Source organism: Candidatus Wallbacteria bacterium (genome assembly GCA_028687545.1).
GTDB lineage: Bacteria > Muiribacteriota > JAQTZZ01 > JAQTZZ01 > JAQTZZ01 > JAQTZZ01.
The window spans coordinates 20,859-34,601 of record JAQTZZ010000040.1 but is presented as its reverse complement, the minus strand read 5'-3'; the positions used below and the strand labels follow the sequence as shown (position 1 = coordinate 34,601).

Annotated in this window: 9 protein-coding genes; 5 read left to right on the top strand and 4 right to left on the bottom strand. The window is 48.8% G+C overall.

What is annotated here, in order from left to right; all coding sequences use genetic code 11:
- The coding region (gene polA / locus PHW04_14100; GenBank protein ID MDD2717019.1) for a DNA polymerase I at positions 1-2,304 on the top strand (2,304 nt) is incomplete at its 5' end.
- On the opposite strand, the gene PHW04_14095 is transcribed toward polA, so the two are convergent.
- Positions 2,246-3,118 carry a S41 family peptidase gene (locus tag PHW04_14095; GenBank protein MDD2717018.1) on the bottom strand — a complete coding sequence of 291 codons (873 nt, stop codon included), beginning with the start codon at positions 3,116-3,118 and terminating at the stop codon, positions 2,246-2,248. The genes polA and PHW04_14095 overlap by 59 nt on opposite strands.
- Before the next feature lie 777 nt (positions 3,119-3,895).
- Here PHW04_14095 and mnmG point away from each other — a divergent pair.
- Entirely contained in the window at positions 3,896-5,713 is a 1,818-nt protein-coding gene (gene mnmG / locus PHW04_14090; GenBank protein MDD2717017.1) for a tRNA uridine-5-carboxymethylaminomethyl(34) synthesis enzyme MnmG, read from the top strand.
- A gap of 260 nt (positions 5,714-5,973) precedes the next feature.
- Here the strand turns inward: mnmG and PHW04_14085 are convergent, their stop codons facing one another.
- Entirely contained in the window at positions 5,974-6,549 is a 576-nt protein-coding gene (locus PHW04_14085; protein MDD2717016.1) for a D-sedoheptulose 7-phosphate isomerase, read from the bottom strand.
- A 103-nt stretch (positions 6,550-6,652) separates the two neighbouring features.
- Here PHW04_14085 and PHW04_14080 point away from each other — a divergent pair, with 103 nt between their 5' ends.
- Complete coding sequence (locus tag PHW04_14080) at positions 6,653-8,056, top strand: aminopeptidase (GenBank protein MDD2717015.1); 1,404 nt, start codon at positions 6,653-6,655, stop codon at positions 8,054-8,056.
- 121 nt (positions 8,057-8,177) lie between these two features.
- On the opposite strand, the gene PHW04_14075 is transcribed toward PHW04_14080, so the two are convergent.
- Together PHW04_14075 and pheT are read right to left on the bottom strand one after the other, a co-directional pair.
- On the bottom strand, positions 8,178-9,275 hold the full coding sequence (locus tag PHW04_14075) for a DUF362 domain-containing protein (GenBank protein ID MDD2717014.1): 1,098 nt from the start codon (positions 9,273-9,275) through the stop codon (positions 8,178-8,180).
- Between the two features lie 29 nt (positions 9,276-9,304).
- Positions 9,305-11,650 carry a phenylalanine--tRNA ligase subunit beta gene (gene pheT / locus PHW04_14070; GenBank protein MDD2717013.1) on the bottom strand — a complete coding sequence of 782 codons (2,346 nt, stop codon included), beginning with the start codon at positions 11,648-11,650 and terminating at the stop codon, positions 9,305-9,307.
- 211 nt (positions 11,651-11,861) lie between these two features.
- On the opposite strand from pheT, the gene PHW04_14065 reads away from it, so the two are divergent.
- On the top strand, positions 11,862-12,839 hold the full coding sequence (locus tag PHW04_14065) for an L-threonylcarbamoyladenylate synthase (GenBank protein ID MDD2717012.1): 978 nt from the start codon (positions 11,862-11,864) through the stop codon (positions 12,837-12,839).
- A 110-nt stretch (positions 12,840-12,949) separates the two neighbouring features.
- On the top strand, positions 12,950-13,729 hold the full coding sequence (locus PHW04_14060; protein ID MDD2717011.1) for a hypothetical protein: 780 nt from the start codon (positions 12,950-12,952) through the stop codon (positions 13,727-13,729).
- Positions 13,730-13,743 lie beyond the last annotated feature (14 nt).

Here is a 13,743-nt window from a genome sequence, read left to right as displayed (position 1 = left end):
TCGCACGAGACCTATGTTCTGACCGGGGACAGGGATATTTTTCAGCTTCTGGATGACAAACTGAAAATTGTGCTCACTTACAAAGGGGCGGAAACACTTCAATACGGGCTGTCAGATTTCACCAGGGAATATGGAATCACACCTTCTGAATTCATTGATCTCAAATCCCTGATGGGAGATCAGTCCGATAATATTCCGGGTGTACCTGGAATCGGCGAGAAAACCGCCCTCACGCTGATTCAAAAATATCATTCACTCGATTGCATCTATGACCATCTGGCCGAACTCACGCCTTCCTGTGCCAGGAAACTATCCGAGAATCGTGCGCTTGCCGATCTGAGCAGGCAGTTGAGTACTATTATCACCACTGTGCCGCTCGATCTTCCGGCGATTCTTTCAGAGCGGACCCTGGAGAGGGAAAAGCTGACTGCAGTTTTACAGGAACTTGAGCTGTCGTCCCTGATTAAAAAGCTCTCGCTGGCAGTCGGATCTGAAAAACTGGCTGCAACAGGAAGTGCCGGCAAGTACCAGAGTATTACAACAATGGAACAATGGGAAGACCTGCTCGCCAGGCTGAAGATGTGCAGGCGTTTCGCAGTGGACCTGGAAACAGACAGTGAAGTCGGCCGCAAGGCATCCATTGTCGGGATATCCCTGGCCTTTGAAGAATGCAGCGCATATTATCTGCCGCTCCGGCATTTCTATCTCGGCGTTCAGGAACAGCTTCCGCCGGACCTGATCCTTGGCCAGCTGAAAGAACTGCTGGAAAATTCCCAGATCCTTAAAATCTGCCACAATGCCAAGTATGAATATACGGTGTTTTTAAATTACGGGATCGAACTTAAGAATTTCTTCGACACAATGCTGGCGTCTTACCTGCTCGATCCGGAAGAGCACAGGCACAGCCTGGACCAGCTGGCTTTGAAAAACTTCAATTTCAGCATGCAGAGTTTCGATGGTTTGTTCGGGAAGGGAGAGCCCAAAGAGTTTGCAGGAGTGGAAATCAGCAGAGCCACTGAATATTCAGGAGCCGACTCTGACTTCACGCTCAGGCTCTTTGAGATTTTTTCAGTCAGGCTCAGGGAGCAGGAACTGGAAAAAGTATTCCAGGAAATCGAACTGCCCCTGGTCCAGGTGCTCTCGGAAATGGAAGGACGCGGAATCTCGATCGACACTGCATACCTGTCCAGCCTGTCCCTGGAGCTGGGAATTGAACTGTCCGGACTTGTCACCAGGATCTATGAACTCTGCGGAGGCGAATTCAATCTCAATTCACCTAAACAGCTGGAGGATGTGCTCTTCAACCGCCTTAAGCTGCCTACATATGGGAAGACAACCAAGGGGACAGGATTTTCCACCGATGTTTCGGTACTGGAAAAACTCAGGAAGGATCATCCTGTAGCAGAACTCATGCTTGGATACCGGACTGTCAGCAAGCTCAAATCCACCTATGTCGATGCCCTGCCTGAACTGCGGGACAATACTACAGGCCGCATCCATACTTCTTTCAACCAGACCGTAGCTGCCACAGGCAGGCTCAGCTCCAGCAATCCCAATCTGCAGAACATCCCTGTGCGGGACGAACAGGGCAGGAAGATCAGGCATGCCTTCATCGCGCCCGAGGGATTTTCCCTGCTCTCATTTGACTATTCACAGATCGAGTTGCGGGTGCTGGCCCATCTCTCTGAAGACGCCAATCTGATCAGCGCATTTTTACAGAATCAGGATATCCACTCCAATACTGCAGCCAGTATTTTCGGAGTACAGCTTTCAGAAGTCAGTAAGGAAATGCGGCGCAAGGCCAAAGAGATCAATTTCGGGGTTGTTTACGGGCTGAATGCATATGGCTTATCCGAGCGGTTAGAGATCACGAATCCGGAAGCCAAGGAATATCTGGCGCGTTTTTTTGCGGCTTACCCCGGGATCAGGAAATATCTCGACGCTACAATTGAGAAAGCAAAAACTGATGGATTCGTGACCACTCTGTTCGGCCGCAAAAGATGGGTGGAACGCTTCCTCGCCAGGAATGGGAATCTGATGAAACACGGAGAGAATGTGGCTGTGAACGCACCGATCCAGGGAACTGCCGCAGACCTGATCAAGATCGCCATGATCCGCATCAGCCGTGAACTGCCTTACAGGATGCTGCTCCAGGTGCATGATGAACTGATTTTCGAAGTTAAAAAAGAAGAAATTGAAGCTGCGATTCCCAGAATCAGGCAGATCATGGAAGGGATCTATACTCTCAAGGTGCCTCTATTGGTAGATCACTCGATCGGCAGGACCTGGGGGGAATTGAAATAGGATAAAATCGATAATTATCAGGATCTGTAAGCCAGGAAATTACTTCTTTAACCGGATCAGACGAATCCACCCAAAAATCAGGTATACAGCCTTTTCCTTCCTCCTGATCGGAAATGAAGACATCCTCAGGTAAATCCATGAAGATTTTAGAATTTTTCAGTAGATACGGTTCATTGTTACCGAAATGCATGGCTCCGCATGTATTTTCTCCAACTTTAATCACCTCAGGCAGGGAATCTTCAGATAAAATAGGAACACTTTCACCGGCAGATGCCGTATTTTTATTCATGATACAAATAACAGTTCCTTTAAAGGTTCCTGGTTTTGGTTCTCCAGGTTCGTTGATTTCCCAGTATTTGACAGGATCTTTTTTCATATCTTGGTCCATTTTTTTGAACTTTTCGACAGACTGAATGAAATCTTCCGGAAGATTAGAACAGTCCTGGTTGGCAATTGCCCGGACAAATGGCGGGGAAAATAATGATGCGGTAGTGTACATGACATTGGCATTGTCATTCAGATTTTTCAGGAAATCGACAAAATAGGCATAATCGCCGCCTCCATTGTCAGCCACATTAATAATTATCCGCTCTTCATTTTTCAGTTTTTTTCCAAGTTCGCCGAGTTTTAACAGCTCATTATGGTAATCAGGCGAAAATGTTTTAATATTGATCAGACTATAATTCTTCTCTTGCTGACAGTTGAAAAAAGAATCTATATTCATCGTATATTCTGAGGCATGACATCGATGAAGCGGCAGGGAAATCTCTTTTTCTTCATTATTGATCAGAAAACTCGATTTTAATTCCCCCAAGGTATCTTTTGATAATTCTCCCAGCAGGAAATCATTGCGGTTTTTCGGAGAAAGGGTGGAAAAAAGATTCTTTTTTGCTCCGAGGTATTCGGAATTTTCCGGGACTGAAGAATTACCGGACTTGATGACAATTAATTTTCCCCCTTTCTGCTCGATAAGCAAATCAGTGAAATAAGCAAAGTAACATTTTACAAAGCGATGAACATCTGATCCGATCACAGTAAAATGAGCATCATTAACATCAATCAGACTGTCCACAAGTAATCTTTCAAATTCGCAGACCGATACGTTTTCAGTTGAATTTTCGATTAATCTGATGAAATCACTTTGAAGTTTGTTGAGACTGACCCCGTTATTTTCAAAATAAAATCTTCCTGAATAGGCATTTTTCCAGAGATAAATTATCTGCAACAGATCCTCGGATGCCTGATCTTTTGTGATGAATTCAGGTACAGTTGCACTAGCGCTTCCGATGTCCGACAGATTAGGTATCACCGGAAGTTCCATGTATTCGGTTTTTTGAGTAAGAGCGTCAATGTATGGTTTGAATGGTTGGGGAATGTTGTCCGCGTATGAGACAATGCCTATGAAAGCAATGAAAATGACAATGACAATACTTTTTCTCATACTCAGATACTCCCCAAATACTATTATTAATTATAGGTGGAAAGGGCAAAAATATCAAGTTGCATTTCGGGATTGAAGCCGGTGGGCAAAGCAATTTACAATTTGTTACAATTACCGGAGGCACTATTTTGAATTGTTCGAGGGCCGTATATGGATAAATACGAAGTCACAGTGATCGGGGCAGGGCACGCCGGGTGCGAGGCTGCGCTGGCTGCAGCCAGGCTGGGCGTGAACACGCTTCTGATTACCCTGAATCTGGACAACATCGCCCTGATGCCCTGCAATCCTTCCATGGGCGGACCCGGAAAATCCCAGGTGATCCGCGACATCGACGCGCTGGGCGGAGAGATCGGGAGAAACACGGACCGGGCTGCTCTCCAGTATCGCATCCTGAACACCAAAAAAGGTGCCGCAGCCCAGGCTTTGCGTGCCCAGGCCGATCTCTGGCAGTACAAGTCCTGCATGAGGAAGGTCCTGTTCGGAGAGAAGAATCTCACAGTCATCCAGGGAGAAGTGACAGGACTTGAGAAAGACGCTGACTGTTACAGGCTGGAGCTGAAAAACGGCTTTACCTGTCTATCGGAAAAAGTGATCATTGCGACAGGCACATTTCTGCGGGGCAAAATATTTATCGGCGATTTCACTCTTCCGTCAGGCAGGGCAGGGGAGCCGCCTTCGGTCAGGCTTTATGCTGAGTTCGGAAAACTTGGAATTCCGACCCGCCGCCTGAAGACAGGAACTCCGGCCAGAGCTGACAGAAAAAGCATTGATTTCTCCAAAATGGAAGAGCAGGCTTCTGAAGCTGTACCCTATAAATTCACTCATTACGATTATTCCCTTCCGCAGATCACCCGCTCCTGCTTCATCACCCGCACCTGTGAAAAAACCCATGCCGTGATCAGGAGCAATATCCACCGCTCCCCGCTCTACCAGGGAAAGATAGTCGGCATTGGCCCCAGGTACTGCCCTTCGATTGAGGATAAGGTGATGAAATTCCCGCACCGGGATTCGCACATCACATTCATCGAACCTGTGGGCCTTCAATCAGACGAGGTTTATCTCCAGGGGCTTTCAACTTCACTGCCTGAGGAAGTTCAGCTGGAATTCCTGACCACCATCCCTGGACTGGAAAATCTGCGGATCTTCAAACCCGGCTATGCCGTAGAATATGATTGCGTAAATTCCACTGAGCTGAAACCCACCCTTGAACATGTGAGATTCCCAGGACTCTATTTCGCAGGCCAGGTGAACGGAACTTCCGGTTATGAGGAAGCCGCAGCCCAGGGACTGGTCGCAGGGATCAACGCAGCCCGCAATGTCCGGGGACTGCCTGCTTTCACGCTCAGCCGTTCCCAGTCCCTGATCGGCGTGCTGATCGATGATCTGACTTCCAGGGGTACCAGTGAGCCCTACCGGCTCTTTCCTTCATCTTCCGAGTATATGCTTTCCACCAGGCAGGACAACGCGGATTCCAGGCTTTTAGAGATCGGGCGTAAGCTGGGGCTTGTGGATGACGAAAAATATGAACATTATCAGATTAAAATGGACTGGATCAAGCGGAAGACACAGGAACTCGAAAAAAAGAGCATGCTGGTCAGCAGGAATCGGGTTTCCGCGCTCCAGTACCTGAAAACCCCGGGCATCTCTGTGGCCGGACTGATCGACTGCGGAGAGGTCCCGGCAGAACACTGTCTTTGTCTTGAAACCATGATCAAATATGAAGGGTATCTCGAAAAACAGGACGAGGAGCGGCAGCTGCTCGGAAAAATTGCAGATTACCCGATCCCTGAGAATTTCGACTTTGAAAAAGTCCCGGGACTTTCTCTGGAAGCCCGGTCCAGGCTGAAATCCGGAAAGCCGCATGCAATCGGGGAAATTGTGACTGGCCCCGGCATCACCCTGTATGAAATCCTGACCCTGAAGAAGTTTCTGGATAAGCTCAAAAAAACTGCTAAAGAGAAAGATTGATTCGGCCGATAGAAAGTTTGCGAAGAAACGGATTTCTGGCGTAGGACATCTGATACTGGAAACGTCACTGGACACTGCACAAGCTATAGCGGGAAATCTACTGAAAGTTACTGAATCAGCCGCACAACAAGCCATAGCAACCAGCCAGAATATCGATACCGTGAGAATCGTGGGGCGGCATCAGTCCGCCCCAAATTCTTTTACGGCTTTTGATGCCGCGCATATGATCATTTTTGTACAGCCTGCATGAATTCAACTGTTTACTTTGGAAAGAGAGTGGATTCTACCAGTTCGCAGATGATGTGGCCGATGGTGATGTGGGCTTCCTGGATGCGGGGTGTGTCGCGGGAAGGCACAGCAAGGAGCAGATCGCAAAGATCTTTCATCTTTCCGCCTCCCTCTCCGGTCAGCCCGATGATGAACAGCCCTGATTTTCGAGCTTCCTCAAACGCCCTCAGAATATTTTTCGAGTTTCCTGAGGTTGAGATTCCGACCAGCAGGTCTCCTTTTTTTCCTTTGGCATGCAATAGTCTTGCGAATACTTCGTCAAAGGAGTAATCATTGGCTACTGCGGTGAGGTGGGATGTATTGGTGTGAAGTGCCTCTGCGTCCAGCGGTTCCCGGTCGTAATAAAATCTGCCTGTCAGCTCTGCTGCAAGGTGCTGGGCGTCTGCCGCGCTTCCGCCGTTTCCGCAGAAATAAACCCGTCTGCCGCTGCGATAGACCTTGACGATTTCGTCGGCAGCTTTAGAAATGCTGGAAATAAATCCGGCATCAGCGATAATCTTCTGGAGAAGCGAGCAGGTGTTTTGCAGGGACTGGGTGATTTTGTCCATAAATTTAAATTAACCTATGGGGTGGAAAATTGCAAACAATTGCCAATTGCATGGTTTTATTTTAAAATCCTTTTAATCGGGAATAAATTCAACTGGGGGACAAATGGCCAAGAAAGAAAAATTGTTTCTGGAAAACAAGAGCGCATGGGAAAAATGGAACGACAAGGAGCGCAAAGCTGCCTTCGCTTTTGCGGAAGAATACAAGCAGTTTCTGACTGAAAACAAGACTGAGCAGGAGTCTGTGGAATCCATGGTAAAGATCCTGGAAGCTCAGGGTTACAAGAATATCGAGAAGCTGAAGGAAGCGAAGAATTACCCTTTGAAAGTCTATTTCAACAACCGGGGAGCCTGCCTGGCAGCTTTCAACCTGCAGAAAGATTATCTGAAAACCGGCCTGAACCTGATTCTTTCCCATATCGATTCCCCTAGGATCGACGTGCGGCAGAACTCTCTGCGTGAAGAATTCAGCCTGGCTTTTTTCAAGACAGTCTATTACGGAGGGCTCAAACGATACCAGTGGGCCAATATTCCGCTCGCACTGCATGGCCGCATTTCCACAAGAGCCGGTAAAACCGTCAAGGTGAACATCGGGGAAGACGAAAAAGATCCGATTTTCATGATCTGCGACCTGCTCCCGCATATCAGGAGTTCGCAGAACGACCGCACCATGAAAGATGTCTTCAAGGGCGAGGAACTGGACGTGGTCTCAGGCTCGATTCCTTCTTCAGCAAAGGACGACAAGGTCAAGGAGAAGGTCAAGGCCAAGGTGCTGGAGCTGCTGCATGAAAAATACGGGATCATGGAGCAGGACCTGTTCACTGCTGATCTGCAGTTTGTCCCTGCCCTGAAGGTGCGCGACATGGGCTTCGACAAAGGGCTGCTGGCAGGTTACGGACATGACGACAGGATCTGCGCCTATACTTCTCTGAAAGCTCTGCTTGATTCCCCTAAATGCAGGAAATCGTTCGGCCTCTATTTCATGGACAAGGAAGAAGTCGGCAGCATCGGAGCCACAGGTGCCCAGTCCAGGTTTGTGGAAAACTGCGTGGTCCGTCTGCTGGCCCTGACAGGCAGTCCCAAGCCTTCACTGGACAGGGTGGAACTGATGGAAAAGAGCTCAGGCCTGTCCGCAGACGTAGGCGCAGCGATCACTCCCACATTCCCGGATGCCTTTGACACCAAGGGCGACCCCAAGCTCGGTTTCGGCATAGTAGTCAACAAGTTCGTGGGCGGCGGCGGGAAATCCGGCAGCCATGAAGCAGGTTCTGCATTCACTGGCCGCATCACCAGGCTGCTGGACAAGGAAGGAATTCCCTGGCAGATCGGCGGCTTCGGCAAGGTGGATTTAGCCGGTGGCGGCACTGTCGCCAGATTCATCGCCCAGTACAACATGGACATCATCGACATCGGACCAGGCGTGGTTTCCATGCACTCGCCCTATGAAGTGATCTCCAAAGCCGATTTATACTGCTGCTATCTGGCGTACAAGGCGTTTATCAACAACTAGCTGATAGTAACAGAAAATTTTAAATGTTGAATGCTGAATGTTGAATGAAAAAAAAGTAAATTGACAGATGAAACCTGTAATTTAAATTCAACTTTCAAAATTCAATATTGTGTAAAATCAACTATTTTTCCGTGTCCAGATTAACCAAGTGGTATTTCCGCATCCCCATCCCGATCGACTCAGCGTATTCCAGCATGTGAGTCCCGCTCGCGCCTGAGTGCTCCTTGAAGGCATCTGGGCTGTGGCAGGCTTTATCCACAAGATCGAGGGAAGCCTGGTCAAGGGCGATCGGATCTGTGGAGGCGAGCACGCCTATGTCTCCTGTGAAAGGCTTCTTGGCCCTGGACAGGCAGTCGCATTGCGGCGAGATGTTGGCCAGCACATTGATGTAGAGCATGTTTCGTCCCCTGGAGATGGCATATGCGTATTCAGCAAGTTTTTCCAGGAAAGCGTTCTGTTTTTCCGAGTCAGGCAGAGGGCTGTAAACTTCAGATGTGCAGATGCCGATGCACTTGCCGCAGCCCAGGCATTTTTTGGGATCAATCCTGATCTCAGGGGTGATGGTGATTGCGCCTCCAGGACAGGCTGCAGCGCAAAGCCCGCATTTGACACACCTGGATTGATTGATGGCAGGTATGTTCAGGCTGTGCATGGCATACTTGCCTTCGCGTCCTGCCAGTCCCATGGCTATATTTTTGACTGCCCCGCCGAAACCTGCTGAGCTGTGGCCCTTGAAATGGCTGTAGACAATGATCGTGTCATATTTCGCGATCCCGGCGCCAGTCGCGAACTTCGCGAAATGCCTCAGACCTTCCACTTTTATCTCCAGGGTCTTTTCACTGTCCACTATTTCGATGGGAGCGAAACCGAAACCATGCTTTTTAGCGAGAGCAATGTGCGAATCCGTTGAACCGCGTTCTCCGCCATAAAGGACATTGGTTTCAATGAAAGTGGCCTTGAGTTTTTCCACAAGTGTCTGGATCAATGCTGGTTTCAGCCAGTTCTCATTGCCTTCTTCACCGAAATGTACTTTAAAGGCGACTGTCCCTTTGATCCTGTCGCCTTTGATTCTGTCAAAGCAGGCTTCGATTCCTGCAGGAGTGATGTTTTTTGTGAAAAAGACTTCTGCTGTGGGAGAAATTGTTTCAGCAGTCGTGCCGGCATAAGCAGTACAGGCATAGAGAATAAGTATTGATAGAAAACCGGTGAGAAATTTCATGAAGTCTCCTTTAAAATCAGCAAACATTGTTACTTTATGGCAAATCCCAGGCCATTCATCTTGTTCATGATGTCCTGCTGCAGTTTGGTGATCTCCTCTCCAGACAGAGTCCGTTCCAGGGAGCGGAAGGTCAGATGGAAAGTCGCGCTTTTCTTGTCAGGCGGGAACTTGTCGTCCTGATAAAATCCCCCGAATTCGATTGATTCGATCAGTTCAGGACTGGTTTTCCTGATTTCACTGATCACACGGTCCAGATGCTGCTGCATGGGGATCAGAAGGGTCAGATCAAACGGCACGCCCGGATATTTCGGGATGTCTTTGAATTTACCGGTGGTTTTGCATAGTTCCAGCATCTCCCTGAGCGTCAGCTGGACTGCAGCCACCCGCCCCTTGATCCCGAACTTCGCGAGTCTGTCAGGATGAATTTCCCCGAAATCAAATTCCCGCTTTCCGCATCTGACAGTACCACAGCGCAGAGGATGGAATCCGGCTTTTTCAGCCACAGAAATCCTGCCAGCAACTTTCAATTCCGTGAACAGCTGTTCGAGCAGGAATTTCAGTTCCAGAGCAAGGTTTCCATCATCCTTTTTCCTATACAGAGAAATGATCAGGACTTCGGATTCTGAATCAGTGGTAAAGACATGGCCGATTTCATAGAAGCTGAATTCATCGAAGAAACGGGCATTGTTCCTGATTGATTCCAGCATGTTCGGGAGCAGGTCTGTGACCAGCCTGTCAGCTTCCTGGGAAAGGGGATTTCTCATTTTCAGGGCATTTTCAGGTGACCCGGCCAGAACCGCTTTCTCCTGATTGAAAAAAGAATAATTATAGATCTCAGCCAGACCAAGGTTGAAGCTGAGAAATTCCCGGATTTTTCTCAGACTGGAATTGAAGCTGTCCTTGTAGGGTACTTCCATTGAAACCAGCGGGGCGAGCGGAGCAATGTTACCATATCCATGGATCCGCCCCACTTCCTCCACCAGGTCGATCGGCTGCGAAATATCCTTGGTGGCTCTGAAGCTCGGCACAGAAGCAGTGAATTTCGTACCGTCCTTCTGCAGCTTGAATTCAAGCGATCCTAAAATCGCGCTGATTCTGTCGTCAGTAATCTCTGTGCCCAGTGCGCTGCGGATGTAATCGAACGAACTGCTGATGGTTAGTGTTGGCCTTTTTCCAGGATAGCTGTCTGCCAGAGGGGAAGAGAAAGCTGCATCAGGGCAGGTTTCCCTGATCAGATCGAAGAACCTGAAGATTGCCCTGGAAGCGTTTTCAGGGTCCTGGGATTTTTCGAATCTCTGGGCTGCATCTGTCCTGAGATTGAATCTATTGGCAGTGCGCCTGATTGTGGCTGCATCGAAAGTGGCGGATTCCAGTATGATCTCAGTGGTGGAAGCATCGACTTCCGAGTTTCCGAGACCCATTACCCCACCGAGGGCCAGGGCGTTTCTTTCGTCAGCGATCAGGATTTCCGCTCCTGTGCAGGTTATTTCCTGCCTGTCAAGAGTCGTGGCTTTTTCGCCATTTTCCGACAGACGGATTACGATTGTGCTGCCTGAGATTTTCTTCCTGTCAAATGAGTGCAGCGGCTGTCCGAGTTCCAGCATCACATAGTTCGTGGCATCCACTATATTGTTGATCGGCCTGCTGCCAACTGCAGCCAGCCTTTTTTTCATCCATTCCGGGGACTCAGCCACCCGCAGGCCGGAGATGACGATCCCGCAATAGCGGAAGCACTTTTCTGGTATCCTGTTGTCGATCAGGACTTTCTGACTGCCATGCTGAAATTCATTAACTCGATACGGATTTTTCAGCTTTTTCCCGAATATGGCGCAGATTTCCCTGGCGATTCCGAAATGCCCCCAGCAGTCAGGCCTGTGCGTGAGGGATTTATTGTCAATCTCGAAAATGGAGTCATCTTTTTTCAGGATTTCCGCATAGGTTTTTCCAGGTTCAGTGTTTTCAGGGAGCAGGATTATGCCTTCGTGGGAGTCCGATAATCCGAGTTCCCGTTCGGAACAGAGCATGCCTTCTGAAAGCACGCCCCGGATTTTTTTAGGGATCAGCTTGAAACCACCCGGCAGCTCAGTCCCGAGCTTCGCCAGCACTGCCACCTTGTTAATTTCCACATTTGGAGCTCCGCAGACTATTTCGAATTTTTCTGATCCTGTGTCTACAGTAACCAAATGCAGTTTATCTGCGTCTGGATGCGGGCGGATTCCGACGATTCTGGCCATGATCACGCGGGAGAGATATTCGCCTTCTGATTCCATCCCTTCCATCTCTGCTGAATGCTCTGTAAATTTATCATGAACCTCCCGCGGAGTCAGATCGTCAAATTCTGCCAGGGATTTAAGCCAGTTCCAGGAAATTTTCATATGCGCTCCTACTGGGGAATACTGTGGACTGTAACATTTGAAAACAAATGCAACAGTTCACTAGAATTCTAATGATTCAGCAAAATAATGCAAGTAGAGAGACGATTTATCGCGTCCAATTCATGGAATTTCTAATGATTCGGCGTCTTGTTTTCTCAGGATACAATTGAATTTCCATGTTTCTGCTGATATATTTTCGCAAATGAGGCCCATGAAAACAAAATATCTGACACAAAGCGATTCCGATCTCAGGGCTGCGGCCGAGCTCTTAAGACTTGGACAACTTGTGGCATTCCCAACTGAAACTGTGTTCGGCCTCGGAGCCTGCTGTTACAATGAACAGGCAGTAGCCAGAATTTTCGAAGCCAAGGAGAGACCTCTTTTCGATCCCCTGATTGTGCATATTTCAACCCTGGAAATGGCACTGGAACTTTGGACTGAAATCAATGGGAACATGCTCCGCCTGATGGAGCGTTTCTGGCCCGGACCGCTGACTATAGTGGCTGGAAAGAAAGACGTTGTCCCTGACCTGGTGACTGCCGGTCTCGACACAGTGGCAGTCAGATTTCCGGATCATCAGGTCGCCCGCAGATTGATCGGATTCGCCGGTTTTCCGGTGGCAGCACCCAGCGCCAACAGATTTGGCCATGTCAGCCCGACCAGATCCGAACATGTCAGGGATGAGCTCTCAGGCAGAATCGCTGCGATTGTCGAAGGAGAGACTAAAATCGGGCTGGAATCGACGGTAGTACGTTTTGTGGAGAATCGTCTGCTGGTTTTAAGGCCTGGCGGGATCACTGTGGAGGAGCTGAAATCGGAATTTCCTGATACTCTGCTTGCCGATGAATTCCAGCAGAAGTATTCCCCGGGTCATTCGACCCGGCACTATGCACCTGAAATACCTTTAATACTTTTTTCCGACGCAGCTGACCTTAAGAGGCTCATCAGACTGACTGGGATCAGTCCTCAGGATGCGGCAGCGATTTATTTCCGCGAAGCGCTGATCCCTGAGATCGATAAATTCTTGATCCTGAGTCATGCGGGAGATCTCAGCGAAGCAGCAGCGGGCCTGTTTCCGGCGCTCCGCCATTTCAAAGGCAAAGTCTGCCTGTTCGCACAGAAAGTGCCTGAACATGGTCTTGGTCTGGCGATCAATGACCGGCTGAGGCGGGCGGCAGGGGGGAAATGAAGAAAGTAATAGATAACAGGTAAATGGTAATTGGTAAAAGATGAAAGTTAAAAAAGACTTATGTTTGTTCCTTTAACCTTCAGCCTGAGCATGTGATAATATATTAACAAATGAGATTAATCCTGATCAGTTTTTTTCTTCTGATACTGACGCTCACTGTTTATCTTACCGGTTGCGGCGGAAGCGGAGGCAGGAGTGGAGGCGGGTCCACGCTCAGCACACCTTTCCCGTTCAGCGGAAATAATCCGCCCCTCGCTGTAAGCTCTCTGAAAGCTTCTCCCTGGGGTTCCGGGGAAGTGGATGTTTTCCTGGATATCCCTGCGGACACTAATCTGTATGGTGTGAAACTTCTCAGAAAAACTGGAGCCGTACCAGCCTCATCCCATGACGGGACTCTGATTTTTGACAGGCATCGGCCTGAGATATCGTCAGGATGGTATATGTTCCAGGATCTCACAGCTGCTGCAGGAGTAACATATTATTACAACGCCTTTTCCTATAATTCAGTCGGCTTAATCAATGAAATCCCATCTGCAGGCTGCAACCTGAAAACGCAGGGTTTTCCAGCTGGAACCAGCCAGTATGTAACTTTTTACTGCGAAAGCGGACAGTCAGATGTAACTGCAGGCGACAGGATCTGCGCTTTTGATCAGTCAGGCACTTTCTGCGGCAGGGTCGAGATTCCTCTCTCAGGGACCGCAGATGGAAATTTCAGAGATCTGATCTGTTATTTCGACGACTCAGCCACCACTGCCGATGAAGGCGGGAACCTGGGTGAACCGGTTTCCTTCACTATCAACGGCCTTCCCGCTGCCGCCACTCCGGCAGTGACATTTGAAGCCAAAGGCACACCTGGTGTATTGAAGGAAATAACGTTGAAGCTGCAATGAATAAACATCCGTTA